The 24,920-nt window shown below is 72.3% G+C and carries 25 protein-coding genes; 17 read left to right on the top strand and 8 right to left on the bottom strand.

The features are described from left to right. The 4 genes from ilvA to MFF56_RS16770 all read right to left on the bottom strand — a co-directional run bounded on the left by ilvA (position 1) and on the right by MFF56_RS16770 (position 4,365). On the bottom strand, positions 1-1,542 hold the full coding sequence (gene ilvA, locus MFF56_RS16785; RefSeq protein ID WP_066920602.1) for a threonine ammonia-lyase, biosynthetic: 1,542 nt from the start codon (positions 1,540-1,542) through the stop codon (positions 1-3). 371 nt (positions 1,543-1,913) lie between these two features. Continuing rightward, positions 1,914-2,261 carry a diacylglycerol kinase gene (locus tag MFF56_RS16780; RefSeq protein WP_066920600.1) on the bottom strand — a complete coding sequence of 116 codons (348 nt, stop codon included), beginning with the start codon at positions 2,259-2,261 and terminating at the stop codon, positions 1,914-1,916. Continuing rightward, a complete protein-coding gene (locus MFF56_RS16775) occupies positions 2,261-3,325 on the bottom strand; it encodes an AbrB family transcriptional regulator (protein WP_066920598.1) in 1,065 nt (354 codons plus the stop codon). Before MFF56_RS16775 ends, MFF56_RS16780 begins: the two co-directional genes overlap by 1 nt. A gap of 56 nt (positions 3,326-3,381) precedes the next feature. Further along, complete coding sequence (locus MFF56_RS16770) at positions 3,382-4,365, bottom strand: LysR substrate-binding domain-containing protein (protein WP_066920596.1); 984 nt, start codon at positions 4,363-4,365, stop codon at positions 3,382-3,384. A 136-nt stretch (positions 4,366-4,501) separates the two neighbouring features. Between MFF56_RS16770 and MFF56_RS16765 the strand changes: the two genes are divergently transcribed. From MFF56_RS16765 to rpsI, 5 genes are all read left to right on the top strand, one after another. Beyond that, positions 4,502-6,091 carry a catalase gene (locus MFF56_RS16765; RefSeq protein WP_066920594.1) on the top strand — a complete coding sequence of 530 codons (1,590 nt, stop codon included), beginning with the start codon at positions 4,502-4,504 and terminating at the stop codon, positions 6,089-6,091. A 113-nt stretch (positions 6,092-6,204) separates the two neighbouring features. Further along, entirely contained in the window at positions 6,205-6,678 is a 474-nt protein-coding gene (locus MFF56_RS16760; RefSeq protein WP_066920592.1) for a cupin domain-containing protein, read from the top strand. A 451-nt stretch (positions 6,679-7,129) separates the two neighbouring features. Beyond that, the gene (locus MFF56_RS16755; RefSeq protein ID WP_066924430.1) at positions 7,130-7,684 is read left to right on the top strand and encodes a CoA-binding protein; all 555 of its coding nucleotides are present in this window, start codon (positions 7,130-7,132) and stop codon (positions 7,682-7,684) included. Positions 7,685-7,874: 190 nt separating this feature from the next. Continuing rightward, positions 7,875-8,336: a 50S ribosomal protein L13 gene (gene rplM, locus MFF56_RS16750; RefSeq protein ID WP_066924431.1), complete on the top strand. Its 462-nt coding sequence runs from the start codon at positions 7,875-7,877 to the stop codon at positions 8,334-8,336. Positions 8,337-8,338: 2 nt separating this feature from the next. Further along, on the top strand, positions 8,339-8,824 hold the full coding sequence (gene rpsI / locus MFF56_RS16745) for a 30S ribosomal protein S9 (protein WP_066924432.1): 486 nt from the start codon (positions 8,339-8,341) through the stop codon (positions 8,822-8,824). Positions 8,825-8,899: 75 nt separating this feature from the next. Here the strand turns inward: rpsI and MFF56_RS16740 are convergent, their stop codons facing one another. After that, positions 8,900-9,427: a DUF5872 domain-containing protein gene (locus MFF56_RS16740; RefSeq protein WP_066924435.1), complete on the bottom strand. Its 528-nt coding sequence runs from the start codon at positions 9,425-9,427 to the stop codon at positions 8,900-8,902. Positions 9,428-9,610: 183 nt separating this feature from the next. Between MFF56_RS16740 and argC the strand changes: the two genes are divergently transcribed. The 10 genes from argC (at position 9,611) to MFF56_RS16690 (ending at position 20,083) form a co-directional block, all read left to right on the top strand. After that, positions 9,611-10,558 (top strand): N-acetyl-gamma-glutamyl-phosphate reductase, encoded by a 948-nt coding sequence (gene argC, locus MFF56_RS16735; RefSeq protein WP_066924433.1) that lies wholly within the window; start codon positions 9,611-9,613, stop codon positions 10,556-10,558. A gap of 397 nt (positions 10,559-10,955) precedes the next feature. Further along, positions 10,956-11,468 carry a Ros/MucR family transcriptional regulator gene (locus tag MFF56_RS16730; RefSeq protein WP_238230439.1) on the top strand — a complete coding sequence of 171 codons (513 nt, stop codon included), beginning with the start codon at positions 10,956-10,958 and terminating at the stop codon, positions 11,466-11,468. 86 nt (positions 11,469-11,554) lie between these two features. Beyond that, the gene (locus MFF56_RS16725) at positions 11,555-12,376 is read left to right on the top strand and encodes an alpha/beta fold hydrolase (protein ID WP_066926400.1); all 822 of its coding nucleotides are present in this window, start codon (positions 11,555-11,557) and stop codon (positions 12,374-12,376) included. Between the two features lie 134 nt (positions 12,377-12,510). After that, positions 12,511-13,980 carry a DegQ family serine endoprotease gene (locus MFF56_RS16720; RefSeq protein WP_066926399.1) on the top strand — a complete coding sequence of 490 codons (1,470 nt, stop codon included), beginning with the start codon at positions 12,511-12,513 and terminating at the stop codon, positions 13,978-13,980. 65 nt (positions 13,981-14,045) lie between these two features. Continuing rightward, positions 14,046-15,374, top strand: coding sequence for a replication-associated recombination protein A (locus tag MFF56_RS16715; RefSeq protein WP_066918206.1), 1,329 nt, complete (start codon positions 14,046-14,048; stop codon positions 15,372-15,374). Between the two features lie 289 nt (positions 15,375-15,663). After that, positions 15,664-16,911 carry an Hsp70 family protein gene (locus MFF56_RS16710; protein ID WP_066918636.1) on the top strand — a complete coding sequence of 416 codons (1,248 nt, stop codon included), beginning with the start codon at positions 15,664-15,666 and terminating at the stop codon, positions 16,909-16,911. Between the two features lie 53 nt (positions 16,912-16,964). Beyond that, positions 16,965-18,458 carry an RluA family pseudouridine synthase gene (locus MFF56_RS16705; RefSeq protein ID WP_238230437.1) on the top strand — a complete coding sequence of 498 codons (1,494 nt, stop codon included), beginning with the start codon at positions 16,965-16,967 and terminating at the stop codon, positions 18,456-18,458. A gap of 168 nt (positions 18,459-18,626) precedes the next feature. Next, a complete protein-coding gene (locus tag MFF56_RS16700; protein ID WP_238230435.1) occupies positions 18,627-19,091 on the top strand; it encodes a hypothetical protein in 465 nt (154 codons plus the stop codon). A 31-nt stretch (positions 19,092-19,122) separates the two neighbouring features. Further along, on the top strand, positions 19,123-19,794 hold the full coding sequence (locus MFF56_RS16695) for an HAD-IA family hydrolase (protein ID WP_066928003.1): 672 nt from the start codon (positions 19,123-19,125) through the stop codon (positions 19,792-19,794). 43 nt (positions 19,795-19,837) lie between these two features. Then, positions 19,838-20,083 carry a hypothetical protein gene (locus tag MFF56_RS16690; RefSeq protein WP_066928001.1) on the top strand — a complete coding sequence of 82 codons (246 nt, stop codon included), beginning with the start codon at positions 19,838-19,840 and terminating at the stop codon, positions 20,081-20,083. 26 nt (positions 20,084-20,109) lie between these two features. Here MFF56_RS16690 and MFF56_RS16685 read toward each other — a convergent pair whose 3' ends face one another. Further along, positions 20,110-20,613, bottom strand: a complete 504-nt coding sequence (locus MFF56_RS16685; protein ID WP_066927999.1) for a thermonuclease family protein — start codon at positions 20,611-20,613, stop codon at positions 20,110-20,112. 105 nt (positions 20,614-20,718) lie between these two features. Then, on the bottom strand, positions 20,719-21,903 hold the full coding sequence (locus tag MFF56_RS16680) for an FAD-dependent oxidoreductase (protein ID WP_238230432.1): 1,185 nt from the start codon (positions 21,901-21,903) through the stop codon (positions 20,719-20,721). Between the two features lie 203 nt (positions 21,904-22,106). Between MFF56_RS16680 and MFF56_RS16675 the strand changes: the two genes are divergently transcribed. Together MFF56_RS16675 and MFF56_RS16670 are read left to right on the top strand one after the other, a co-directional pair. Next, entirely contained in the window at positions 22,107-22,499 is a 393-nt protein-coding gene (locus MFF56_RS16675) for a hypothetical protein (RefSeq protein ID WP_066926331.1), read from the top strand. 189 nt (positions 22,500-22,688) lie between these two features. Then, positions 22,689-23,864 carry a DUF2778 domain-containing protein gene (locus MFF56_RS16670; RefSeq protein WP_238230430.1) on the top strand — a complete coding sequence of 392 codons (1,176 nt, stop codon included), beginning with the start codon at positions 22,689-22,691 and terminating at the stop codon, positions 23,862-23,864. Between the two features lie 78 nt (positions 23,865-23,942). On the opposite strand, the gene MFF56_RS16665 is transcribed toward MFF56_RS16670, so the two are convergent. After that, entirely contained in the window at positions 23,943-24,506 is a 564-nt protein-coding gene (locus MFF56_RS16665) for a Ros/MucR family transcriptional regulator (RefSeq protein WP_066921643.1), read from the bottom strand. Positions 24,507-24,920 lie beyond the last annotated feature (414 nt).

The following is a 24,920-nucleotide window of genomic DNA, read 5'->3' as shown; positions in this document are numbered from 1 at the left end:
CTACTCCGCCGCCAGCGCCGAGGTCGTCGAGGCGTTGTCGAGGAAGAGCCGGTAGGCCGGGTTGTCGGTCTCGTCGAAGCACGGGTAGCCGAGCGCGGCGATCGCCGCGTCGAAGCGCGGCCGGTCGGCCGGGCGAACCTCGATGCCGCAGAGCACCCGGCCGTAATCGGCGCCGTGGTTGCGGTAGTGGAACAGGCTGATGTTGAAGTCCTCGCCGAGCGCCTCGAGGAAGCGCAGCAGCGCGCCCGGCCGCTCCGGGAACTGGAAGCGGTAGAGCCGCTCGTCGGCCAGTCCCAGCGCCCGGCCGCCCACCATGTAGCGGACATGGACCTTGGCCATCTCGTTGTCGCTCATGTCGAGCACGCGGTAGCCGCCGTCCTGCAGCCCCGCGATCAGCGCCCGCTTCTCGGGCTTGCCGCCCGATAGATTGATGCCGACGAAGATCTGGGCGTCCGCGCCCTTCGCGTAGCGGTAGTTGAACTCGGTGATCGCGCGCGGGCCCAGCGCCTGGATGAAGGCCCGGTAGGCGCCGGGGCGTTCCGGGATCGTGACGCCGATCAGGATCTCGCGCTCCTCGCCGATCTCGGCGCGCTCGGCGATGTGGCGCAGCCGGTCGAAGTTGAGGTTGGCCCCCGACGAGATCGCCACCAGCGTGCCGGCGCCCGGATTCCCGGCGGCCCAGGCCTTGGCGCCGGCGAGACTGAGCGCCCCGGAGGGCTCGGAGACCGCGCGGGTGTCGTCGAAGATGTCCTTCACGGCCGCGCACATCGCGTCGGTATCGACCGTGATCACCCCGTCGAGATGCTCGCGGCAGAGGCGGAAGGTCTCCTCGCCGGCCTGCCGCACGGCGACGCCGTCCGCGAAGAGGCCGACTGTCGGCAGGACCACGCGCGCATCGGCCTTGAGCGCCTCCGCCATGCAGGCGGCGTCGTCGGGCTCGACGCCGATCACCTTGGTGCCGGGCCGCAGGTACTTCACGAAGGTCGCGATTCCGGCGGCCAGGCCGCCGCCGCCGATCGGCACGAAGATCGCCTCGATGGGCCCCGTGTGCTGCTCCAGGATCTCCTTGCCGATCGTGCCCTGGCCGGCGATCACGTCCGCGTCGTCGAAGGGGTGCAGGAAGGTCAGGCCGTGCTCGGCCTCCAGGCGGCGCGATTCGGCGAGCGCCTCGTCGAAGGCGTCGCCGTGCAGCACCACCTCGGCCCCGCGCGCCCGGCAGGCATCGACCTTGATGGCCGGCGTGGTGCGGGGCATCACGATCACGGCGCGCACGCCGAGCTTCGCGGCGGCGAGCGCCACCCCCTGCGCGTGGTTGCCGGCGGACGCGCAGACCACGCCGCGGTCGAGCTGCTCACGGGTGAGCCCCGACATCTTGTTGTAGGCGCCCCGCAGCTTGAACGAGAAGACCGGCTGCAGGTCCTCGCGCTTGAGCAGGACCGGTCGTCCGAGGCGCGCGGTCAGCCGCGGCATCGGATCGAGCGGGCTCTCGATCGCCACGTCGTAGACGCGGGCGGTGAGGATCTTGCGGATGTAGTCGGTCACGGGCTCGCCGGTGCTGCGGAGACTGTTCTGTACCGGCAGATAGACCCTTGGGGCCCGAGATGCGAGCGCGCCGCCGTCCGGGCGGGTATGAGTTCGCCGCCGGCGTCGCCGACGCTACCGGACGGAACACCGCCCCTTTCCCGGACGCCTGCAACGGAGTGGAAGGTGATCCGGGATCCAGCGGATGGAGTGCCGCGAAGCGGCTCGATCTCATGCACTCGATCTCATGCACCTGCGCAGCGTTCGGACGCTTCGCGCCTTTCCGTGCTGTGTCCCGGATCACCCTCCGCTGACGCTCCGGGCGTCCGGGAGAAGGTGCGGAGAAGCCGGGAGCAATTGGCTGGTTTCGATACCGGCGCCTGGGGCGGCCCCTACGAGAGCCGCTCGATCAGCGCCGCGATCCAGACGAGCGCCGCGATCATCTGGGCCAGGAAGGCACCCGCCGAGGCGAGGTCCTTCACGGTGCCGATCGCCGGGTGGCGTCCGGGATGCAGGTGGTCGCAGAGCTTCTCAAGCGCGGTGTTCAGGAACTCGGCGGCGAGCATCAGGAGCAGGCTCGCGACGAGCGCGACCTTCACCCAGAGGGTGGCGCCCAGCACCAGGGCGACCGGCACGCCGAGGATGAGCAGCGCGAGTTCCTGGCGCACCGCCCGCTCGGTGCGGGCGCCGTGGCGCAGGCCCCGCCAGGAATTGAGGAACGCGACGACGATCGCACCCATCAGGCAGACCTCTCGGGGACGGCGCGGGTGATCCACTTGGCGAGCAGGGGCCCCGTGACGAGCACCACGAAGAGCCGGAGCGTCTGCACCGCGAGCACGAAGGAGACGTCGGCATGGGTGCCGACCGCGATGATCGCCACCGAATCGAGGCCGCCCGGGCTGGTGGCCAGGAAGGCGGTGAGGAAGTCGATCGCCAGGATGTGGGTGAGCGCCCAGGCCCAGCCGCCGCAGAGCAAGATCACCGCGAAGGTCGCGACCAGGATGCCCGGCAGCGCCCGAAGCGTCACGCCGAGCGTCTCCCGGGTGAAGCGCAGGCCGACGTACCAGCCGATCCCCGCATAGGCGAGGTCGAGGAGGGGCGCGGGCAGCGCCATCGTGGCGAGCCCCGTCGCGTGGAGAACGGCGCCCAGGATCATCGGGCCGATCAGCGCGCCGGCCGGCAGCCGCAGCGCGAGGGCCGCCGCGGCGCCAAGGGCGGCGACCGCGAGGGTGGCGAGGGTCGAGAGCGCGCCCACGCTCTCGGCGCCGGACGGGGAGGGGGCCGCGGGTGCGGAGACGAGGAGCCGCGTCACCAGGGAGGCGGTGAGCACCACGGCGACGACGCGGACATACTGCATGAAGGCGACGAGGCGCGGATCGGCCCCGAACTGCTCCGACATCGCCACCATGGCGGCGGCGCCCCCGGGCGAGGAGCCCCAGGCCGCCGTGGTGCCGGGCAGGACGCGCAGGCGCGTGAGCGCCCAGCCGACCACGCCCCCGGCCAGGACCGTGACCAGCACCACGGCGACGATGATGAGGCCGTCCGCCCGCAGGGTCGCGACGATGCTGCCGGTGACCGCGTGCGCCACGAGGCAGCCGATCAGGGCCTGCGCGGCCATGAAGGCCGTGCGCGGCACCCCGATCCCGGCGCCGCCGACGCCGAAGGCGATCGCCGCGAGCATCGGCCCGACGAGCAGGGCGGCGGGGAACTGCGCGCGGTACAGGCCGAAGGCCAGGAGCGCGGAGGCGGCGACGAGCGCGCCCCACAGCGCGACCGCGCGGAAGAGTGATCGGAGCTTTGACACGGCGATCCCGGCCGGACGCGATGCCCGGCGCGCCGGGTGTCTGGTGAAGCGTGGCGCTACACCGCTTCGGCCCGCCTGTCACGGTTGCGCAGGGGCGGCTCGGATGACGGAGGCGCCGCGTCGTCGCGGCAGGCCGCGGTGGCGGGCGGCGCGTGCGCCCGGAAGAAGGCGGCGAGATGCGCGAGCCCCGCCGCGCGCGGATCGCTCGACCGCCACGCGAGCGCGATGGTGCGGCCGGGCCCGTCCGCGTCGAAGCCGCGCGTCACCGTGAGCCCGCTCGGATCAGGCCCCGACGGCACGGCGAGCGCCGGCAGCAGCGTGTAGCCCGCGCCCGCGGCCACCATCGAGCGCAGGGTCTCGAGGCTCGTCGCGTGCCGGCCGGCCGAACTCCCCGCACCGCAGGCCGCCACGGTCTGGTCGCGCAGGCAATTGCCCTCGTCGAGGAGGAGGAGGTCGGGCCCGGCGATGTCGGTCGCCCGCAGGGCGCCGCCCTGGGCGAGCGGGTGCTCGGCCGGGCAGGCCAGCCAGAACGGCTCCACGAAGAGCGGCGAGACGGTGAGCCCGCCCGTCGGCACCGGCAGGGAGACGAGGGCGGCATCGACGCGCCCGTCGCGCAGGCCGTCGAGGATCTCGGCGGTGCGCGCCTCGCTGAGCGCCAGCGAGAGCAGCGGGAATTCCTGGCGCAGCAGGCGCAGCACGAGCGGGAAATAGTAGGGCCCGAGCGTCTGGATCGCGGCGAGCACCAGCCGCCCGGTCAGCGGCGCGCCGCGCCCCTCCGTGGCGAGGGCCAGGAGGCGCTGGGCCTCGCCCAGCACCGTGCGGGCCTGCCGCACGATGACCTGACCGGCCGCGGTCATGAGGACGCGCCGGTTCGAGCGCTCGAACAGGACGAGCCCGAGCGCGGTCTCCAGCTTGCGCACCTGCACCGAGAGCGTCGGCTGGCTCACGCTGCAGCGTTCCGCCGCGCGGCCGAAATGGCCCTCCTCGGCGACAGCGACGACGTATTCGAGGTCGCGCAGCGACAGGCCGGAGAGGTTCATAGATCGTGTCTATCACAGCCTTTGTGACGATGCATTTGCCTCGGGGTCATGCGGGGTTCATAACCCCACGCCAGAACGGTTCCAGTTTGGCCGCGTTGCCCGGCAGAGCCCTTCATTGCGAGGAGAGACGGTACGCATGAGCGATCAACGCCCGATCCTGACCACCCGCCAGGGCCACCCGGTCCGTGACAACCAGAGCACGCGCACGGTCGGCGAGCGGGGCCCGGCGACCCTCGAGAACTACCAGTTCATCGAGAAGATCACCCATTTCGACCGCGAGCGGATCCCCGAGCGCGTGGTGCACGCCCGCGGCGCCGGCGCCCACGGCTACTTCGAGGCCTACGGCCGGATCGGCGACGAGCCGGCCTCCAAGTACACCCGCGCCCGCGTGCTGAACGAGACCGGCGTGAAGACGCCGATGTTCGTGCGCTTCTCGACGGTGGCCGGCGCCAAGGAGTCGCCTGAGACCGAGCGCGACCCGCGCGGCTTCGCGGTGAAATTCAAGACCGTCGAGGGCAACTGGGACCTCGTGGGCAACAACCTCAAGGTCTTCTTCATCCGCGACGCGATCAAGTTCCCCGACATGATCCACGCGTTCAAGCCGGATCCGGTGACGAACCGCCAGGAGGCGTGGCGCTTCTTCGACTTCGTGGCCCAGCACCCCGAGTCGATCCACATGGTGACGCACCTGAAGTCGCCCTGGGGCATCCCGGCCAACTACCGCGAGATGGAGGGCTCGGGCGTCAACACCTACAAGCTGGTCAACGACCAGGGCGAGGCGGTGCTCTGCAAGTTCCACTGGATCCCGAAGCAGGGCGTCCGCAACCTGACCTCGGCCCAGGCCGCCGAGATCCAGGGCAAGGATGTCGGCCACGCCACGCGCGACCTCTACGACAACATCCAGGCCGGCAACTTCCCCGAGTGGGAGTTCGCGGTGCAGATCATGCCGGACGGCCCGAACGACCACCTCTCGTTCGACCCGCTCGACGACACGAAGCTGTGGCCGGTCGACCAGTTCCCGCTGCTGCCCTGCGGCCGCATGGTGCTGGACCGGGTGCCCGACAACTTCTTCGCGGAGGTCGAGCAGTCGGCCTTCGGCACGGGCGTGCTGGTCGACGGCATCGACTTCTCGGACGACAAGATGCTGCAGGGCCGCACCCTGTCCTACTCGGACACGCAGCGCTACCGCGTCGGCGCCAACTACCTGCAGCTGCCGATCAACGCGCCGCAGCCCGGCGTGAAGGTCTACTCGAACCAGCGCGACGGCCAGATGACCTACGGCGTCGACGGCACCGGCCCCAACCGGCACATCAACTACGAGCCCTCGACCCTGGCCGAGGGTCTGCGCGAGGCCCCGAAGCCCGCGAAGGACTACCACCAGCCGGTCACGGGCAATCTCGGCCGCTACCAGACCTCGCGCACCGAGGACGACTACACCCAGGCGGGCGTGCGCTATCGCTCCTTCGAGGATTGGGAGCGCGACGACCTGATCGCCAACCTCGTGGCCGACATGAAGCAGTGCCCCGAGCCCATCCAGCTCCGGATGGTCTGGCACTTCCTCCACGCGGACGAGGATTACGGCCGCCGCGTCGCCGAGGGCGCGGGCATCGACCTGGAGAAGGCCCGTGCCCTGCCGCCGCTGCCGGGCCGCGCCGCCCCGGGCAAGCGCCTGACGCCCGAGACCTACACGGACGGCAGCCAGGCCCATAAGGTCGCCGCCGAGTAACACCGGCATCGGTCCGGATCTCCGACCCCGCGCGGCAACCGCCGCGCGGGGTTTTCTTTTGGCCCGGCAGCGCCCCACATCATCGTGATCCGACGGTCGGGAGAGATGCCGCCATGGGTCAGGTCTATCGCACAGGAGGAGCTCCCAACGTCACGATCGGGGGCATGCGGGTGCACTACCTCGCGCGCAGCGGGGCGACGCGGGACGCCCTCGGCATCTACCGGGTGGAGCTGGCGCCCCGCTCGCCCGGCGCCGGCCTCCACCGCCACGCCCGGCTCACCGAGACCTTCGAGGTCCATGCCGGCCGCCTCACCGTGCGGATCGAGGGCCACACGCTGGAGCTCGGCCCCGGCGACTTCGTGCTGATCCCGCCCGGCCAGCCGCACGCCTTCGCCAACCGCGGCGAGGCGCCGGTCTGCTTCACCCTGAGCTTCACCCCCGCCCTGGAACGGGAAGGCTTCTTCGAGGGGCTGGCCGAGCTCGCCGCCACGAATCGCCTCGGCGACGAGGCCGCGATGGACGCCCTGATGGCGCGCTACGACCAGGAACCGTTGGAGGGCTTCTCCGGGTGGACCAGCCTCGATTGATGCGGGGTCCGTTCGAGCGGTTGCGACGACAGAGCGAGAATCGCTCCGGATTGACTGTCCTGCTCGAGCGACCGGTTGCACACATCGCCTGCGGACACCCACCACGCTCTCCCTCCCCCCTCAGCGGGGGATGGTGGGCCGGCCGTCAGGCCGGGTCGGGAGAGGGGTGAGCGCTTCAAGGTGGGTCGGTGCCCTGCATGAAGGCCGCGCCCGCGCTGGAAACCGGGCTCCCCTCTCTGCGGGACTTCGTCCCGACCGTCACCCTCTCCCGCAGAGTGGGGAGGGAGAGCGGAGCGGGTGTCCGCCCGCGATGCGTGAACCCGCCGAAGCAGAGAACGCCATGAGCACCGTTGCCGACAACATCCGACGCGGCCTTTGGCAGGCGATCGCCTATGTGGAAGGAACGGCGGACCGGAGCGCTGACCGCGTGTACCGCCCTGATAGGTAGTCCATGACCGCAGCGACCGATCCTCACTCCTCCCGCCACGACACCTACCCCGACGCCGAGATCCGCCGCATCCTGCGCGAAACCCGCAGCATCGCGCTCGTCGGCGCCTCCGCGAACCCGGCGCGGCCGAGCTGGATCGTGCTCAAGTACCTGATCGACCGCGGCTACGCGGTGACGCCGGTCAATCCGGGGCTCGCCGGGCAGGAGCTTCTAGGACGCCGCGTGGTCGCCAGCCTCGCGGAGCTGGCCGAGCCCGTCGACATGGTCGAGATCTTCCGCAACAGCGCGGCGGCCGGCCCGCTGGTGGACGAGGCGCTGGCCCTGCCGCATCCGCCGCGGGTGATCTGGATGCAGCTCGGCGTGCGCGACGACGCGGCCGCCGCCCGCGCCGAGGCGCGCGGGCTCACGGTGATCATGAACCGCTGCCCGAAGATCGAGTACGGCCGGCTCTCCGGCGAGATCGGCTGGAGCGGCGTCAACTCACGCATCATCAGCGCCCGCAGGCCGAAGCTCGCCAAGGGCGTGCAGAAGCTGACGATCGATTCGCGCGGACCCTGAGCGCGGAATCATACGGTATCCTGATACCTTGATAACTAAGTGACTTCGGAGACTGAACTTTCTCGAAAATCCACGCCCAGAAAGTCATTGACCTCGGGCCTGCCTGCCGCTATGCACCCGCCATCGCCGCCGCGTCCCCACGCGGCGGCGCCTCATTTTCACGAAACCCCTCACGCCACGGGACTTGGCCATGAAGACCACATCGCTGAAGCCCGCCGACGTCGACAAGAAGTGGATCGTGATCGACGCGGAGGGCCTCGTCGTGGGTCGTCTCGCCTCGATCGTGGCAATGCGCCTGCGCGGAAAGCACAAGGCCGCCTACACCCCCCACGTCGATTGCGGCGACAACGTCATCGTCATCAACGCCGACAAGGTGAAGTTCACCGGCCGGAAGTACACCCAGAAGAGCTACTTCCACCACACGGGCTACCCGGGCGGCATCAAGGAGCGCACGGCCAAGTTCATCCTCGAGGGCCGCTTCCCCGAGCGCGTCGTCGAGAAGGCCGTCGAGCGCATGCTGCCGCGCGGCCCGCTCTTCCGCCAGATCCTCGGCAACCTGCGCGTCTACAAGGGCGCCCAGCACCCGCACGAAGCCCAGCAGCCGCAGACGTTCGACGTCGGCGCCCTCAACCGCAAGAACGTGAGCGCTTGATCATGGCGACCCTTCAGTCCCTCGCCGATCTCAACCGGTCGAACGCCGGCGGCTCCGACGCCCAGAACGAGGCGCCCGTCCACGTCCAGAAGCTGGACGCGCAGGGCCGCGCCTACGCCACCGGCAAGCGCAAGGACGCGGTCGCCCGCGTCTGGATCAAGCCCGGCTCCGGCCAGATCACGGTCAACAAGCGCCCGGTCGAGACCTACTTCGCCCGTCCGGTGCTGCGCATGATCCTGCGCCAGCCGCTGCAGGTCGCGGGCCGGGTCGATCAGTACGACATCGTCGTCACGGTCGCCGGCGGCGGCCTCTCGGGCCAGGCCGGCGCGGTGCGCCACGGCCTCTCGAAGGCGCTGACCTACTACGAGCCGGAGCTGCGCGGCCCGCTCAAGCGCGAGGGCTTCCTCACCCGCGACGCCCGCGTCGTCGAGCGCAAGAAGTACGGCCGCGCCAAGGCCCGCCGCAGCTTCCAGTTCTCGAAGCGCTAAATTTCACCCGGTCTCCGGATCGGTCGAGGGCGGCTCCGCGAGGAGCCGCCCTTTCTCGTTTCAGGCCGGCGCGCCTCAGGCGTGGACCGCCCGCTCCAGCTCGGCCTTGGACATCTTCGAGCGGCCGGCGACGTTCTGGGCCCGGGCCTTCTTCATCAGTTCGGCCTTCGTCGTCTCGGATTTTGAGCCGGTCTTGCTCGCCTTGCCGGTCTTGCGGGCGGATGCGGTCTTCTTGGCCACGTCCTTCGGCTGCTTCGAGAACTGCTTGCCCTCCGCGCTGTCGGCGCGCTTCTTGGCGGTACTGCGCTTGTACTCGCCGTCCGTGAGCTTCTCGCGGGCCTTCTTCGGCAGGTAGCGCTCGCCGGTCTTGCCGCTCTCCTTGCCGGACTTCGTACCCCACTCCTCGTCGGTCCACTGCTTGAGGTGGTTGTCCTCGCTCTTCTTGCCTTTGTAGCCGCCACCCTCCTTCTTGTACTCGGCGGTGGCCATCTGCGCCTTGCGGGCCGACCACTGGCCGGGCTTGCCACCCTTCGACGATTTGGTGACGTCGGTCTTCACCTTCTCCCAGAGTTTGGGATCGGTCTTCTTCGCGGTTCCAGACATGATCGTCCGCTCCATCAGGTTTGGCGGACAACAGGCGGCCCGGAACTCATGTTCCAGCGCCATTGCGGGGCCTGTGGACGGCGACCGTCACGCAACCTCCATTGACACGGCGGCGGTGACCGGCCACCTCCCGCGGCGCAGCGGTTGCATCCGGCGCCCGCGGCTTCGGGAGAATCCACTGCCATGGCGAATGCGGGCGCGCGGCCGACGGTCTTCATCGATGGCGAGGCGGGCACGACGGGCCTCGGCATCCGCGAACGCCTGGAGCGCGACGGCCGGGTCGAGCTCCGCAGCATCCCGCACGAGAGCCGCAAGGACGCCGCGGTCAAGCGCGCGCTCCTGGCGGAGGTCGATCTCGTCGTCCTGTGCCTGCCCGACGACGCCGCGAAGGAGACCGTGGCGCTCGCCGACGGTCTGCCGGAGGGCGGTCCGAAGATCCTCGATGCCAGCACCGCCCACCGGGTCAGCCCGGGCTGGGCCTACGGCTTCCCCGAACTCACCCGCGCGCAGGATCGGGTGATCGCCGCGGCACGGCGCGTCGCCAACCCGGGCTGCTATCCCACGGGCGCCATCGCGCTCCTGCGCCCGCTCGTCGAGGGCGGCCTGATCCCGGCGGATTTCCCGATCAGCATCAACGCGGTCAGCGGCTACAGCGGCGGCGGCAAGGGCATGATCGAGCGCTACGAGGCGGGCGAGGCCGAGCCCTTCCTGCTCTACGGCCTCGGCTTCGGCCACAAGCACCTGCCGGAGACGCAGACCTATTGCGGCCTGACCCGCCGCCCCATCTTCATCCCCTCGGTCGGCAACTTCCGCCAGGGCATGCTGGTGAGTATCCCGCTCCATCTCGAGGCGCTGCCGAGCCGACCCGCGGCGGGCGATCTCGAGGCCGCGCTCGCCGACTGGTACGCCGAACGCGCGCTCGTGCGCGTGGTGACGGGCGCCGAGGAGGGCGGGCACCGCGAGCGCATCGCGCCGGAGGCGCTCAACGACACCGACCGGCTGGAACTGCGCGTCTTCGGCTCGGACACGCACGCCCAAGCGGTGCTGGTGGCGCGGCTGGACAATCTCGGCAAGGGCGCCTCGGGCGCCGCCGTGCAGAATATCGGGCTGATGCTCGGCCTCGACGGCTGAGCCGTCACCCGCAAGCCCCTCCGACAAGCAGGCCCTCTCAAGGCCCGGCGCCCCCGCAGGGGCGCCGGGCCTGCGCGCGTCGGCATGTCCGCACACCGCCGCCGCGGCGAGCATCCGCGGCCCGCCGGCGGGACGGCCGAGCGCTGGATGAGGTACGCCGCGCGGGCGGTGCAGTTGTCGCCCGGCGCCGCAGCCGGCGCGGGCAGAATGAGCAAAATTCGCTCATAGATCTCAGATCCGACGATGATCAGAACCGACTCGGACGCATTTTGCTACGTACGATTGAAGTTTTCACTTGACGCTTACGGCGGATTGGATTGTATCGCCACGCCGAACGGCGAAACGGGACTTTCGGTCTGCGGTGATCTGAACAGACCAGAAGGCGGGACATCGCGACATGACAGAACCTGAGATTGACACGACACGCCTCCTCGCGCTCGCCGCGGAGATCGTCTCCGCCTATGTCAGCAACAACCACGCCCAGAGCGGCGATCTGCCGAACCTGCTCGGCACGGTGCACGCGGCCCTGTCGGGCCTTGTCGGACGCAGCGATACGGCCGACGCCGGACCGCCGAAGCCGACGCCGCAGGAGATCCGCCGCTCGATCACGCACGAGCACCTCGTCAGCTTCGAGGACGGCAAGCCCTACAAGACGCTGCGCCGCCACCTCACCCTGCGGGGCCTGACCCCCGAGGCCTACCGCGAGAAGTGGGGCCTGCCGCGGGACTATCCGATGACGAGCGCGAGCTACTCCGAGCAGCGCTCGGAACTCGCCCGCGCCCTCGGCCTCGGCCAGCAGCGGCGCCGGGCGCCGGAGCCCGAGGCGTCGTCCCCGTCGGTATCCGAGCCCGCCCCCGTCGCCGAGGCACCGAAGCGGCGCCGCGCCGTCCGCCAGACGCAGGCCGCCTGAACTGCGGCCGCGCCCTCGCCCCGGCCGGAACGTTCCGGTCCGAGCCGACTTCCCCCGTCTGATCTGGCCAGAGGGGAGGGGACGCGATGGCGTTCATCGAGACCGGCGACGGGACACGGCTCTACGTCAAGGACTGGGGCAGCGGGCGGCCCGTCGTGCTGATCCACGGCTGGCCGCTCGACGCGGACATGTGGGAGTACCAGCAGCCGGCGCTGACCGAGGCGGGCTTCCGCACGGTCGCGTACGACCGGCGGGGCTTCGGACGCTCGGACCAGCCCTGGACGGGCTACGACTACGACACCTTCGCGGACGACCTGAAGGCGGTCCTCGACCGGCTCGACCTACAGGACGTCGCCCTGGTCGGCTTCTCGATGGGCGGCGGCGAGATCGCCCGCTACATGGCCCGTCACGGCGGCGCGCGCGTCGCGAAGGCCGTGCTGGTCTCGGCCGTCCCGCCCTACCTGCTGAAGACCGCCGACAACCCGGACGGCGTCGATCGCTCCGTCTTCGACGGGATGATCGCGGGTCTGAAGACGGACCGTCCGCACTTCCTGGCGAACTTCGCCAAGACCTTCTTCGGCGTCGGCGTGTTCTCCTCGCCGTCCTCCAGCGAGCTCATCGCCTGGACCGGCAACCTCGCCATGCTGGCCTCGCCCAAGGCCACGGTCGCGTGCGTGCGGGCCTTCGGCGAGACGGATTTCCGCGCCGACCTCGCGCACATCAAGGTGCCGACGCTGGTGATCCACGGGGACGCCGACCAGACCGTGCCGGTCGATATCTCGGGCCGGGCCGCCGCGGCCGCGATCCCGGGCGCGCGCTTCATCGCCTACGAGGACGCGCCGCACGCCGTGCCCTTCACCCATGCCGAGCGCCTGACCGCCGACCTCATCGCGTTCCTGCGGGCCTGAACAAGCCTCTCGCCCGCCACATCCGGGCGCGATAAGAGCGCCCGATACGACCAGAGCGATCCGGCCGCGGGACGCGCCTTCGCTGCGCGCCTCGCCCCGCGGCCGTCGCGTGCGGTCCCGGACCGGAGCCCTGCATGCCTCGCACCCTTGCGCCCATCCTCAGCGCCGCCGTCGCCCTCGCGACGCTCACCCAGGCGGCACACGCCCAGAAGACGCCCGAGCCCTACGCCGCCAAGGAGAGCCTCGCGACCAAGCCCGTCCCGCAGAGCCGGGGCGAGGTGCAGCTCTCCTTCGCGCCCGTGGTGAAGCGGGCCTCGCCCTCCGTGGTCAACGTCTACGCCTCCCATGTCGAGAAGCGCTCGAACGCGCGGGCGAACGCCATGGAGGAGTTCATGCGCCGCTTCTTCGGCGAGGAGAGCGGCGGGCGCGGGCCCCGCGGCCTGCCCGGCGAGCGGGCGCAGCGCTCGCTCGGCTCCGGCGTCATCCTCGACGAGTCCGGGCTGATCATCACGAACAACCACGTCATCGACAACATGAACGAGGTGCGGGTCGCGCTCGCCGACAAGCGCGAGTTCGAGGCCCAGATCGTGCTGCGCGACCCCCGCACGGACCTCGCGGTGATCAAGATCAAGAACCCCTCGGGCGGCCTGATCGCGATGCCGTTCGGCGATTCGGAGTCGCTCGAGGTCGGCGACTTCGTGATGGCGATCGGCAACCCGTTCGGCGTCGGCCAGACGGTGACGCAGGGCATCGTCTCGGCGCTCGCCCGCACCCAGGTCGGCTCGTCGGACTACCAGTTCTTCATCCAGACGGACGCCGCGATCAATCCGGGCAACTCGGGCGGCGCGCTGGTCGATCTCCAGGGCCGGCTCGTCGGCATCAACACGGCGATCTACTCGCAGTCCGGCGGCAGCCACGGCATCGGCTTCGCGATCCCCGCCAGCATGGTCAAGGCGGTGGTCGACTCGGCCAAGGGCGGGGCGAGCACCGTGCGCCGGCCCTGGCTCGGCGCGCGCGTGCAGAACGTGACGCCCGACATCGCCGAGAGCATGGGCCTCGACCACCCGACCGGCGTGCTGGTGGCCAACCTCGCCCCGAAGAGCCCGGCCGAAGAGGCCGGACTCAAGCGCGGCGACCTGATCCTCTCGGTCGACGGCCAGGTCGTGGACGACCCGGAGGCCTTCGGCTACCGCTTCGCCCTCAAGGGCATCGAGGGCCAGACCAAGTTCGGCGTCCTGCGCGGCACCAGCCGGATCAGCCTGCCGGTGAAGCTCGGGCCCGCCCCCGAGACGCGCCCGCGCGAGCCCGTGAAGGTGCGCACCCGCTCGCCGTTCCTCGGGGCCACCTTCGTCAACACCTCGCCGGCGGTCGCCGAGGAGATGCAGGCGGACTTCCCGAGCGACGGCGTGACCGTCCAGGCGGTGGAGGACAACTCGATCGCCGCCCGCGCCGGCCTGCGCAAGGGCGATATGGTGCTGGCGATCAACGGCGCTCCCGTGACCACGACCAAGGATATCGAGCGCCTGACCCGCGCCCCGATGAACATGTGGGAGGTCGCGATCAACCGCGGCGGCGAGGTGCTGACCTCGGTCTTCGGCGGGTAGGGGCGGCAGGGGATTGGCGGCGGCGCGGGCTTGCCGGCCCGCCCGCCGCCGGTGTTCATGCGGCGATGTCCGACCTCTTCGCCTCCGCCGAACCGGCACCGCAGCCGCGCAATCCCGACGCCCCCCGTCCGCTCGCCGACCGTCTGCGCCCGGCCCGGCTCGACGAGGTCGTGGGCCAGGAGCACCTGACGGGGCCGGACGGGGCGCTGACCCGGCTCCTGCGCTCCAAGAGCCTCGGCTCGCTGATCTTCTGGGGACCGCCCGGCACCGGCAAGACCACGGTGGCGCGGCTGCTCGCCGACCAGACCGACCTGCATTTCGAGCAGATCTCGGCGATCTTCTCGGGCGTGCCGGACCTGCGCAAGGTGTTCGAGGCCGCGCGCAGGCGCCGCCAGGGCGGGCAGGGCACGCTGCTCTTCGTCGACGAGATCCACCGCTTCAACCGGGCCCAGCTCGACGCCTTCCTGCCGGTGATGGAGGACGGCACGGTGACGCTCGTCGGCGCCACCACCGAGAACCCGTCCTTCGAGCTGAACGCGGCGCTGCTGTCGCGCGCGCGCGTCCTGCTGTTCCGCAGCCTGGACGACGCGGCGGTGGCCAAGCTGCTGGCCCGCGCCGAGGCGCTGACGGGGCAGGCCCTGCCGCTCGACGAGGAGGCCCGCGGCGTGCTGGTGCGCATGGCGGATGGGGACGGGCGGGCCGCGCTCACCCTCTCCGAGGAGGTCTGGCGCTCGGCCCGGCCCGGCGAGACGCTCGACGCCGAGACGCTGCAGGAGATCGTGCAGCGCCGGGCGCCGATCTACGACAAGGCGCAGGAGGGGCACTACAACCTGATCAGCGCCCTGCATAAGACCGTGCGGGGCTCGGACCCCGACGCGGCGCTGTACTATCTCTGCCGCATGCTCGACGGCGGCGAGGACCGCCTGTTCATCGCCCGCCGCCTCGTGCGGATGGCGGTGGAGGATATCGGGCTCGCCGACCCGCAGGCGCTCGTCGTCGCCACCGCCGCCAAGGACGCCTTCGACTTCCTGGGGAGCCCGGAGGGCGAGCTGGCGCTCGCTCAGGTCACCGTCTACCTCGCCTGCGCGCCGAAATCGAACGCGGTCTACGAGGCCTACAAGGCGGCCACCCGCGTCGCGAAGGCGGCGGGCTCGCTGCCGCCGCCGCGCACCATCCTCAACGCGCCGACCAAGCTGATGAAGCGCATGGGCTACGGCGAGGGCTACCGCTACGACCACGACGAGCCCGACGCCTTCTCGGGCCAGGATTACTGGCCGGAGCGGCTGGGCCGGCAGCATTTCTACGCGCCGACGGAGCGGGGCATGGAGAGCCGCTACCGCGACCGCCTCGCCCATTGGGAGCGTCTTCGCAAGGAGCGTCGCGACGAGGACTGAGCGCGAAGGTCCTGGTTTCGAAAGGTCGAGACCTTTCGCGGGTGCAGGGCAGAGCCCTGCTGTCGAACCCATAGGTCCGGCCTCGCCGGGCCTATGGGTTCGAAACCCGGGGCTGCGCGCCCCGGACCCCGCCAAAGGGTCACGACCCTTTGGAATCCCGGACTGTCCGCCCCCGGCCACCGTGCGCTGAGCCATCCCGCGCCGCGGGCTCTGGACCGGACCGGACGCGGCCTGTAGAGCGGCCGGCCCTTACCCCACCGATCCACAGATCCTGCGCCGGAGAGCGTTGATGGCGGCCTGCGGCCTCGATTTCGGCACCTCGAACACCACCCTCGGCCGGACCGTCGAGGGCCGCCCCGCGCTCGTGCCCCTCGAAGGACGCCACCTCACGGTGCCCTCCGCGATCTTCTTCGCGCCCGGACGCCCCCCGATCATCGGCCGCGCCGCCACCGAGGCCTATGTCGAGGGCGTGCCGGGCCGGCTGATGCGCAGCCTCAAATCGGTGCTGGGCTCCGGCCTCGTCGAGGAGACCACGCCGCTCGGCCGCGAGCGCCTGCGCTTCCGCGACGTCATCGCCCGCTACCTCGCCGCCGTGAAGGCGCGGGCCGAACAGGAAGCGGGCACCGGCTTCGACACGGTGGTGCACGGCCGCCCGGTCCACTTCGTGGACGGCGACCCGGAGGGCGACCGCCGGGCGGAGGCGACGCTGCGCGAGATCGCAGAATCGATCGGCTTCCGGAACGTGTCGTTCCAGTACGAGCCGATCGCCGCCGCCCTCGACTACGAGCAGGGCGTGCGCGCCGAGGAGATCGCGCTGATCGCCGATATCGGCGGCGGCACCTCGGACTTCTCGATCGTGCGCCTGTCGCCCGAGCGCCACGCCAAGGCGGAGCGCGCCGACGACATCCTGGCCAACGACGGCGTGCGCATCGGCGGCACCGATTTCGACCGGATGCTCAGCCTCGGCACGGTGATGCCGCTGCTCGGGCTCGGCAGCCCGATGAAGCGCGGCGACCTCGCCGTGCCGAACGCCTACTTCCACGACCTCGCTACGTGGTCGAGCATCAACCGGCTCTACAACTCGAAGACCCTGCGGGAGATCGAGGAGACCCGCCGCGACGCCGCCCGGCCGGAGCTGATCGACCGGCTCTACAGCGTGGTCGAGGCCGAGCGCGGCCACGGCCTCGCCATCGCGGTCGAGGGCGCCAAGATCGGCGCCAGCGACAGGGGCGCCGCGACCCTCGACCTCGGCTTCGTGGAGCGGGGCCTCGGCGCGGCGGTCGACCGGGCGAGCCTCGGCGCGCAGACGGGAAGCCTTGCCGAGCGTATCGCCGAGCGGGTCGGGCGCTGCCTCGCGCAGGCCGGGATCGGGGCGGAGCGCATCGACGCGCTGTTCCTCACCGGCGGCTCGACCGGCCTGCCGCATGTGCGCTCCGCGCTCACCGCCTGCGTGCCGGGCGCGCGGGTGGTCGCGGGCGACACCTTCGGCTCGGTCGGCGTCGGCCTGACGATCGAGGCGGCGCGCCGGGGCGCCTGAGAATCGCCCGTCCGCGAATTGTCGCCGTCGGGCCCGAATGATAGCAGCGGCCCATGACGACGAAGCCTCCCCATCGCGGCGGGCCCGGCAAGGGCGGTCGCGGCTCCAGCGCGGACAAAGGTCCGCCCAAGGGACCGCCGAAGGGACCGCCGAAGGGACCGCCGAAGGGACCGCCGAAGGGACCGCCGAAGGGCGCGGCCGGCCGCGGCGCGAGCCGCGGACCCCGGCCGGGCCAGGGCCGGCCGGAGCGCGCCCGCACCGGCCCGCGCAGCAGCGCCCTCGACGCGGCCCAGCGCGCGGCGCAGCTGCGCGGCGACGAGCGCGACGCCCGCGCCCCCTGGTCGCCGGTCGAGGCGGAACCCGCCGGCCCGGCGCCCCGCGCCAGACCGGCAGCCGTTAGGCCGGCGAACGCCAAGGCTGCTGCGAAGCCGGCGGCCAGGACCGCGGCCGGGCGTGCCCCGGCCCGCCGCGCCGAGGCGGCGCCCGCACCCGCCGCACCGACGGCCCCGAGCCGGCGCGAGCAGCGGGCGGCGGCCTCCGCCACCCTGGCCTCCGGCGTGCAGACCCTGACCGTGGAGCCCGACGAGGACGGGATGCGGGTCGACCGCTTCCTCACCGCGCGGTTTCCCCAGCTTCCCTTCACCCGGATCCAGAGCCTCGTGCGCAAGGGCGAGCTCCGGATCGACGGCAAGCGCGCGAAGGCGCAGGAGCGGCTGGCGCCGGGCCAGAGCGTGCGCGTGCCCCCCCTGAAGCTCGACGCGGACGCCGCGCGCCCGCGCAACCCCGTGCGCGACCGCGACGACGCCGAGTTCCTGCGCTCGCTGATCCTCTACGAGGACCAGGACATGATGGTGCTGAACAAGCCCTTCGGCCTCGCGGTTCAGGGCGGGTCCGGCACCGTGCGGCACGTGGACGGCCTGCTCGAGGCGCTCACCGGCCCGGACGGGCAGAAGCCGCGCCTCGTCCACCGGCTCGACAAGGACACGGCGGGCTGCCTCATCGTCGCCAAGACCCGGCTCGCGGCGGCGACGCTCGCCAAGAGCTTCCGCTCGCGCGCGGCGCGCAAGATCTACTGGGCGCTCACCGCCGGCGTGCCGAAGGTGCGCCAGGGCCGGGTCTCGACCTATCTGGTGAAGGACGAGCCGACCGAGGCCGACGCCCGCATGCGGGTGGCCAAGCACGGTGAGGAGGGGGCCGCGCACGCGCTCACCTACTACGCGATGGTCGATCAGGTGGCGCAGAAGCTGTCCTGGATCTCGTTCAAGCCGGTGACGGGGCGCACCCACCAGCTGCGGGCGCACGCCGCCCATATCGGCCACCCGATCGTCGGCGACCCGAAATACTTCGACGTCGAGAACTGGGCGCTGCCCGGCGGCATCCAGAACCGGCTGCACCTGCTGGCCCGCAGGATCGTGATCCCGCACCCGCGCACCGGCCGGCCGGTGGACGTCAGCGCGCCGCTGCCGCCCCACATGGCGCAGAGCTGGAACCTGCTCGGCTTCGACGCCGGCCGCTACGACCCGGTGGTCGACGCGCCGGAGGATTGATGCCTCGACGGATCGACGCCCCGAAGGATCGGAGCCTGGCGGGGCCTCTGTCACCCCGCCGCCTTGGCAAGAGGCCGGTGTGACCAATATCCTGCGGGACGATCGGCGGCCCGGCTCCCGGCGGGGCCCCGCGCCTGCCCGTGAAGCGCCCGGTGAGACCTCATCGACATGAAGCACGCGACGCTGTCCTGGCTCGCCGCACTGAGCCTGCTCGGATCGGCGACCTTCGCCGCGGCCCAGCAGCCGGGCAGGGCGCCGCAGGCTCCCGCCGCCGCACCGAGCCACGTGGCGCTGCGGGCCGCGGCGCCGGGCCAGCCGGCGCAGGCCCAGCCGCCGCAGGCCCCGCAGGGCGGGCCGGCGCCGCAGACACAACAGGCGCCCCAGGCGCAACCCCAGGCGCAACCCCAGGCACAGCCGCCTGCGCAACCACAGGCGCCTCAGGCCGGACAGGCGCGGCCGGCTCCCGGCGGTACCCGGGCCGAGCGCCGACGCCGCTCCTACGCGAGCTGCAACCGGGCCTCGCACCAGCGCGGCCTGCACGGCGGCAAGCGCCGCCGTTTTCTCATCCGCTGCCGGCTCGGATACGAGCGTCCGCGCCAGCCGGCCGCCGCCCAGCCCGGGCCGCGGCCATGAGGGTCCTCAGGAGGCGGAGCCGCGCCCGGCCGTGAAGCTCATCGTCTTCGACGTCGACGGCACGCTCGTCGACAGCCAGCACCTCATCGTGGCCGCGCAGGGCATGGCCTTCGCCGAGCACGGCATGCAGGCCCCCGGGCGCACGGAGGCGCTCTCGGTCGTGGGCCTGTCCCTGCCACAGGCCTTCCGTCGGCTGGTCGGCGAGGACGGCCCGGTCCAGTCCCTCTCCGAGAGCTACAAGCGCGCCTTCCAGACCCTGCGTCTCGACCCGAACTACGAGGAGCCGCTGTTTCCCGGCATGGGTGACCTCCTCGCGCGGCTGCACGCGCGGGACGACGTGCTGCTCGGGATCGCCACCGGCAAGTCGCGGCGCGGCGTGAACCACCTGCTCGAGGTCCAGGGCTGGGAGGGCTGGTTCAGCACCACCCAGACCGCCGACGACGCCCCCTCCAAGCCCGACCCCGCGATGCTGCTCCAAGCCATGGCCGAGACCGGGCTCGATGCCGGCGCGACCGTGATGGTCGGCGACACCTCCTACGATATGGCCATGGCGGTCGCGGCGGGCGCGGCGGCGGTCGGGGTCGGCTGGGGCTACCACGTTCCCGGCGCCCTCTACGCGGCCGGCGCAGTCACGGTCGCGGACGATGCCGACGCCCTCGGCGCCTTGTTCGGCCGCCCCTCCGACCCGGCCCGCACGGCCTGAGGCCGGCTCGACGCGGCCGGCCGGCGGCGGCTATGCTGTCGCCATGCACCGCTCGCTGCTCATCGCCCTGCTCCTCCTGCCCGCGCCCGCCTCGGCGCAGACGATGGACGGCCCCGTGGCCGGCGGCGCCTTCGGGATGAGCGGCGCCGACTATTTCGGCGACATCCACGACCGTCCGCCGCCCGAGCGCGCGGCGATCCCGGCCCGGGCGAGCCGGCACCGCCTCGCCTCCGCGGCGAGGACCCGCGCGGTCAAGCCCAGGACACACACGCGCCGCGCGCCGCTCTGAGAGCGCCGCGGCCTACGCCGCGCGCCTCACTCGCCCGCCTGCGCGCTCGCCAGGGCCTTCGCCCGGCGCTGGGCCTGGCGCCAGTCCGCCGGCTCCTCGAACACGCCGGCCCAGATCCCCCGGCGGGTCGCCCAGGCCTTGCGCTCCTGGGGGATGTAGCCCTCGGCGGCCTGCCGGAGCGCGAGGGCGTGGCCGTGCCCGACCATCCAGGCAGAGAGATCGACGCCGCCGATGCTGCAGAGCGCCGTCACGCGCTCCTTCGCGGCGGGGCCCTGCGGCTCGCAGGCGACCGCGTGGGGGCCGATCCGCTGGCGCAGAGCCGCCGCCGCGGCCTGGCCGCAGCGGTAGGGCGCTCCGACCGCGGTCTCGCAGGCCTGCGCCGCCTCGGGTGCGTCGATCCCGTAGAGGTCGATGCGCCGGCCCTGCAGCTCGATCGTGTCGCCGTCGATCACGGTCGGATGGCCGCTGATCGGCTCGGCGGCGGCAGCCGGCGCGGCGAGGAGCAGGAGGAGGGCGGTCGGGCGCAGCATCGTTCGGGGACTCCGGGCGGGAGGGGCTCGGGTGCACTGCAGCACGGCATTCTGGCGGAATGGTGCCGCCGGCCGCGACCTGCGGTCCGCCCCGCCCCCCTCCGCTCAGGTCGCGTCGGCGCCCCGCACCTCGGCGCGCTCCGTCCAGGCCAGCGGCGCCCGCAGGGTCCGGCGCAGGTTCCAGCGCGCGAGGCGCAGGTAGAAGCGCAGCCAGCGCCGGAGGGACCAGACGAGGCCGGACCCGGTCGAGAGCGCGCGCAGATCGAACGCCTTGGCGGCCGAGAAGGCGTCGCAGGTCCGCTTGACCGGGTCGGCGTAGAAGGTGGCGATCTTCTCGACGCCCATGCCGGGCGTGGCGAGCCAGGCCGGGACGTGGTGGTTGCAGAGCCGCTCGACGTCGGTGAACACCTTGAGCGAGCCCGTGCCGGTGGCGGGGCAGGGCGTCGCGAAAGCGTCTCCCGCCAGCACGACGCCCGGCTTCTCGATGCCGTGCGAGGCGTGCAGGTCCGTCGGCCGGACCTTGACCGGACCCGCCACCCGGTAGGGGCCGATCAGGCGCTCCAGCCTCGGCATCAGGCCGCGCAGGGCCGCGTCCGGATCGGCCCGGAACTGCGCCAGCCAGGGGCTGCGCAGGGGCTGGTAGAGGAAGAGGTTGGCCCGCATGCTCTCGCCGATCCGGAACAGGGTCAGGTAGGCGAGGCCCCGGTCGTAGCGCTCGGGATTGTACTGCAGGCCCGGAAAGGCGAAGGGCAGGCCGTCGGCGCGCTCGAGGTCGAACCCGACGGTCACCGAGTGGCAGGCGCTGACGAGGTCCCGGCGGATCCCGAGCCCCTCGCGCAGGTTCCAGTTCAGCCCGCTCGCCAGGACCACGAGGCGCGCCTCGACCGTGCCGCCGCCGGGCAGGCGCACGCGCGGGCTCACCGGATCCGGCTCGACCGCCTCGGCGACCGTCCGAAGCATCCGGACCGAGGAGGGGATCTCGGCCCGCACCGTGTTGACGAGCCGGTCGTAGGCGAGGCCGTACTGGTGGAAGGGCACCTTGTCGACGACGCGGCCGAAGCGGGCGATCCAGAGCGTGTCGGCATGGGTCGCGGCCCGGATCACCGCACCCGCCAGCCCGGTGCGGCGCAGGACCTCGAGATGGCCCTGCTCCAGCTTCTCGCAGCGGAAATCGGGCGGGTAGACCGCGTGCGGATCGATCAGGACCACGTCGCGGCCCGCCCGGCCGAGCATGGCGGCAGCGAGCGAGCCGGCGAGGCCGCCGCCCACGATCGCGATCTCGGTCCGCATCCCGTCCCGCCGTTCCGCCTGCATGGCATCCCCCGCTGTCCGGGGAGATCCTGGCTCCAAAGCGGGCGGAGGACAGCGGAGCGCTGGAATTAATGCCTGGATCGGCGGATGTAGTCCGTTCGACGCCGCGCCGTCGCGGGCCGGCTCCTGCTGTTGCCCCTTCGTTCTTGCCCTGCGGAGGGCGAATCGGCGATAGGTCGGGCATGCGCCGCCCCGTGCTCAGCCTCGTCCCGGCCCTTTCCGGCCTCCTCGCTGGCCTCCTTGCCGGCCTCCTCGCCGCCGGCCCGTCGTTCGGCCTCAGCGCCGGCCCGGGGCCGGCGCCGGGCCATGTCGAGCGCCTGGAGCAGGCCTGGCACCAGTGCCTTCGGGAGGCCTACAGCCACCAGCCCGCCGGGCAGAGCCGAATGGGCGACCAGCGCAACGCCCTGGACGCCTGCCGGGAGCGCGAGGACGCCCTGGTGACGGCGCTGATGAGCGCGCGCGGGGGGACGCAGGCGGAGCGTTCGCTCGGCGCCCGTGCGCGCAGCTGGGCGGCCTCGGTCGCCGCCTACGTGCTCGATCCGGTCTCGTCCTGGTTCGGCACGCCCCGGCGCTGAGGGCGGCACGACGATCCGCGAAACGGCGCGCGGCTTATCCGAAGATTAACCAAGCCGGCCGCTCAATAGGCTTCCGTCAAGGTTGATGTTTCCCGAACAGGCCGCCGCGGCCGCCCCCGTCCGCTCGCCCGTCGAGCGGCGGCCGGCCGAACGCGCCCGGGCGGGGCCCGCGTAACCGAGTAAGCCCGCATGATCGCGCCCGCGTACCCCTCCGCGCACCGAGTCCGCCGGCAGCGCCACCGGCCCCGGGGCAGGTTCCTGGGGCCGGCCGCGGCCGTGACGATGGCCTGCGCGGTCCTCGCGCGCTTCTACATGCCCGAGCCCGGCCCCACGGATCCGCGCCCGGAGGCGAGCACGCCCCGCACCGAGCAGGTCCAGGCGGCCCGGATCGCCGCGCAGGCGGGCACGCGTCCCGCCGACCCGCCGAGGGCCGCGCCTGCCCGCACCGCCTGGATGCTCGATCCGACGCCGATCCTCGGGTCCGGCACGCGCACCCTCTCGGCGTCCGCCCCGCCCTCCGGCGCCTTCGCGCCGTCCCCGCGTCCCGCGCCCGCTCTCGTGGCCGCTCTCGTGGCCGAGGCACGGCCGCCGGTCGCGGCGCCGCCGAAGCCCGTGGCGGCCCCGGCCCCGCAGGCGGCGGCCCCGGCCCGGCTCGCCGAGCAGATTGTGCCGCTGCCGATGCCGCGCCCGGCCGAATTGCGCCCCGACGCGCAGGGCCCGCGCATCGCGGCGCGGCAGAGGCTCGCCGCGCGGGCGCAGCAACAGGCCGCGGCCCAGGCACGCGCGCAGTCCGACGCCTCGGCCGAGCGCTCGTTCTTCGACGCGGTGTTCGGGACGCGGCCGGCGGCGGATCGCCCGGAGCCGGCCATGGCGTACGCCGCGCTGGACCGCGATCCCGCGGCGGCGCTCCCGCGCCGGACGCTGGTGCCCGAGCCCTCGGCCGAGGCCACCGCGATCTACGACATCACCGCCCGCACCGTGACCCTGCCGAGCGGCGAGGTTCTGGAGGCCCATTCCGGCCTCGGCCCCGCGCAGGACAACCCGAAGCTCGTCCACCAGACGATGCGCGGCGCGACGCCGCCCGGCACCTATCTGCTGACCGAGCGCGAGGCGCTGTTCCACGGGGTCCGGGCGATCCGGCTCAACCCGGTCGGCGGGAGCGGCGCGGTGCACAACCGGGTCGGCCTTCTGGCCCACACCTACATGCTCGGGCCGAGCGGCGCCTCGAACGGCTGCGTCGTCTTCCGAAACTACGACCGCTTCCTGCAGGCCTTCCTGCGGGGCGAGGTGCGCCGCCTCGTCGTGGTGGCGGGCAGCCGGCAGGACCGCCTGCCCGCCGTGGCGCAGAGCCTGTTCGGCCGATAGACCTCGCTGGCCGGACGCGGGAGCCGAGGCTCCCGCGTCCGGCGCGGCGGCAGAGCGCCCCGTGCGTTCCGAACCGTCCTACTCGGCGGCCTCGGCCGCGGACTTCTTCCGGCCGCGGCCCTTGGCGGGCGCGGCGGCCTCGGCCGGCTTGCTGCGGCGGCCGCGCGTCTTCGGCGCCTCCGCCGGGGCCTCGGAGACCGTCTCGACCGGCTCGGCCTCCCGGGCAGCGGCCTCGCTCTTGCGGCCGAGACCCAGGCTGCGGGCGAGCTCGGAGCGCTTGGCCGAGTAGCTCGCGGCGGTGGCCGGGTAGTCGGCCGGCAGGCCGAAGCGCTGGCGGTAGGCCTGGAAATCCATCCCGTGCTTCGTGAGGTGCCGCTTCAGCGTCTTGTAGGGCTTGCCGTCGATGAAGCTGACCAGGGCATCCGGCGTGATCGACTTGCGGATCTGGGCCGGGGTGAGCTTCTCGACGGGAGCCTCCACCGCCTCGGCCGGCTTCGAGAGATCGCTGAGCGCCGCGTGAACGGTGCCGATCAGCGCAGGAAGATCGACGGCCTGGATGTGGTTGTTCGAGACATAAGCCGAGACGATATCAACCGTCAGCTCGATCTGATCCGTTCCTAAAACTTCATCATTCTCCGACACGACGACCTCCCGACCACAACGGCCTGAGACAAAGGGCAAGATCACCGATCCGTCAAGACAGCCCATAGTCGAATGGGCCGGCAAAACGCATTTGGTGCGACGCTCTCACAGAAATTTCCATCACGATAACGCTCCGGTACGGGCCGCAGGGCTTTCCACGACACGTGATCGTGCTTGGGGATCGTGCTTGGGGCGGTCCGTTCTTCGATCCCGGTTCCCGGCCACGGCATGCATCCACACGCGAGTCGCGAGGCGGGATCCCGGGGCATGCCACCCGGCACCCGCGACGCGCGGGGCGCCCCCGGGGCGGCGGGCGCAAAGCCCGGTTGCACATCGCTCAAGCTTGCTGGCACAAGTTCCGCATACCCGTGAAGGTTCTCCCCGGTCCTCGGACCGATCCCCCTCAGTGGAAAC

This window comes from Methylobacterium hispanicum (assembly GCF_022179285.1).
Classification (GTDB): domain Bacteria; phylum Pseudomonadota; class Alphaproteobacteria; order Rhizobiales; family Beijerinckiaceae; genus Methylobacterium; species Methylobacterium hispanicum.
The sequence above is the reverse complement of the archived record's forward strand: the minus strand, read 5'-3'. Positions and strand labels throughout refer to the sequence as shown.

Excerpts from the sequence above, each read along its gene's own strand:
- MFF56_RS16765 (WP_066920594.1), top strand. The coding sequence starts at position 4,502 with ATGAGCGATCAACGCCCGATCCTGACCACCCGCCAGGGCCACCCGGTC.
- MFF56_RS16675 (WP_066926331.1), top strand. The coding sequence starts at position 22,107 with ATGCGCCGCCCCGTGCTCAGCCTCGTCCCGGCCCTTTCCGGCCTCCTC.
- argC (WP_066924433.1), top strand. The coding sequence starts at position 9,611 with ATGGCGAATGCGGGCGCGCGGCCGACGGTCTTCATCGATGGCGAGGCG.
- MFF56_RS16680 (WP_238230432.1), bottom strand. The coding sequence starts at position 21,903 with ATGCGGACCGAGATCGCGATCGTGGGCGGCGGCCTCGCCGGCTCGCTC.
- MFF56_RS16725 (WP_066926400.1), top strand. The coding sequence starts at position 11,555 with ATGGCGTTCATCGAGACCGGCGACGGGACACGGCTCTACGTCAAGGAC.
- MFF56_RS16700 (WP_238230435.1), top strand. The coding sequence starts at position 18,627 with ATGAAGCACGCGACGCTGTCCTGGCTCGCCGCACTGAGCCTGCTCGGA.
- MFF56_RS16755 (WP_066924430.1), top strand. The coding sequence starts at position 7,130 with ATGACCGCAGCGACCGATCCTCACTCCTCCCGCCACGACACCTACCCC.
- MFF56_RS16685 (WP_066927999.1), bottom strand. The coding sequence starts at position 20,613 with ATGCTGCGCCCGACCGCCCTCCTCCTGCTCCTCGCCGCGCCGGCTGCC.
- MFF56_RS16780 (WP_066920600.1), bottom strand. The coding sequence starts at position 2,261 with ATGGGTGCGATCGTCGTCGCGTTCCTCAATTCCTGGCGGGGCCTGCGC.
- MFF56_RS16710 (WP_066918636.1), top strand. The coding sequence starts at position 15,664 with ATGGCGGCCTGCGGCCTCGATTTCGGCACCTCGAACACCACCCTCGGC.
- MFF56_RS16705 (WP_238230437.1), top strand. The coding sequence starts at position 16,965 with ATGACGACGAAGCCTCCCCATCGCGGCGGGCCCGGCAAGGGCGGTCGC.
- MFF56_RS16670 (WP_238230430.1), top strand. The coding sequence starts at position 22,689 with ATGATCGCGCCCGCGTACCCCTCCGCGCACCGAGTCCGCCGGCAGCGC.
- MFF56_RS16715 (WP_066918206.1), top strand. The coding sequence starts at position 14,046 with ATGTCCGACCTCTTCGCCTCCGCCGAACCGGCACCGCAGCCGCGCAAT.
- rpsI (WP_066924432.1), top strand. The coding sequence starts at position 8,339 with ATGGCGACCCTTCAGTCCCTCGCCGATCTCAACCGGTCGAACGCCGGC.
- rplM (WP_066924431.1), top strand. The coding sequence starts at position 7,875 with ATGAAGACCACATCGCTGAAGCCCGCCGACGTCGACAAGAAGTGGATC.
- MFF56_RS16720 (WP_066926399.1), top strand. The coding sequence starts at position 12,511 with ATGCCTCGCACCCTTGCGCCCATCCTCAGCGCCGCCGTCGCCCTCGCG.
- MFF56_RS16730 (WP_238230439.1), top strand. The coding sequence starts at position 10,956 with ATGACAGAACCTGAGATTGACACGACACGCCTCCTCGCGCTCGCCGCG.
- MFF56_RS16770 (WP_066920596.1), bottom strand. The coding sequence starts at position 4,365 with ATGAACCTCTCCGGCCTGTCGCTGCGCGACCTCGAATACGTCGTCGCT.
- MFF56_RS16760 (WP_066920592.1), top strand. The coding sequence starts at position 6,205 with ATGGGTCAGGTCTATCGCACAGGAGGAGCTCCCAACGTCACGATCGGG.
- MFF56_RS16690 (WP_066928001.1), top strand. The coding sequence starts at position 19,838 with ATGCACCGCTCGCTGCTCATCGCCCTGCTCCTCCTGCCCGCGCCCGCC.
- MFF56_RS16740 (WP_066924435.1), bottom strand. The coding sequence starts at position 9,427 with ATGTCTGGAACCGCGAAGAAGACCGATCCCAAACTCTGGGAGAAGGTG.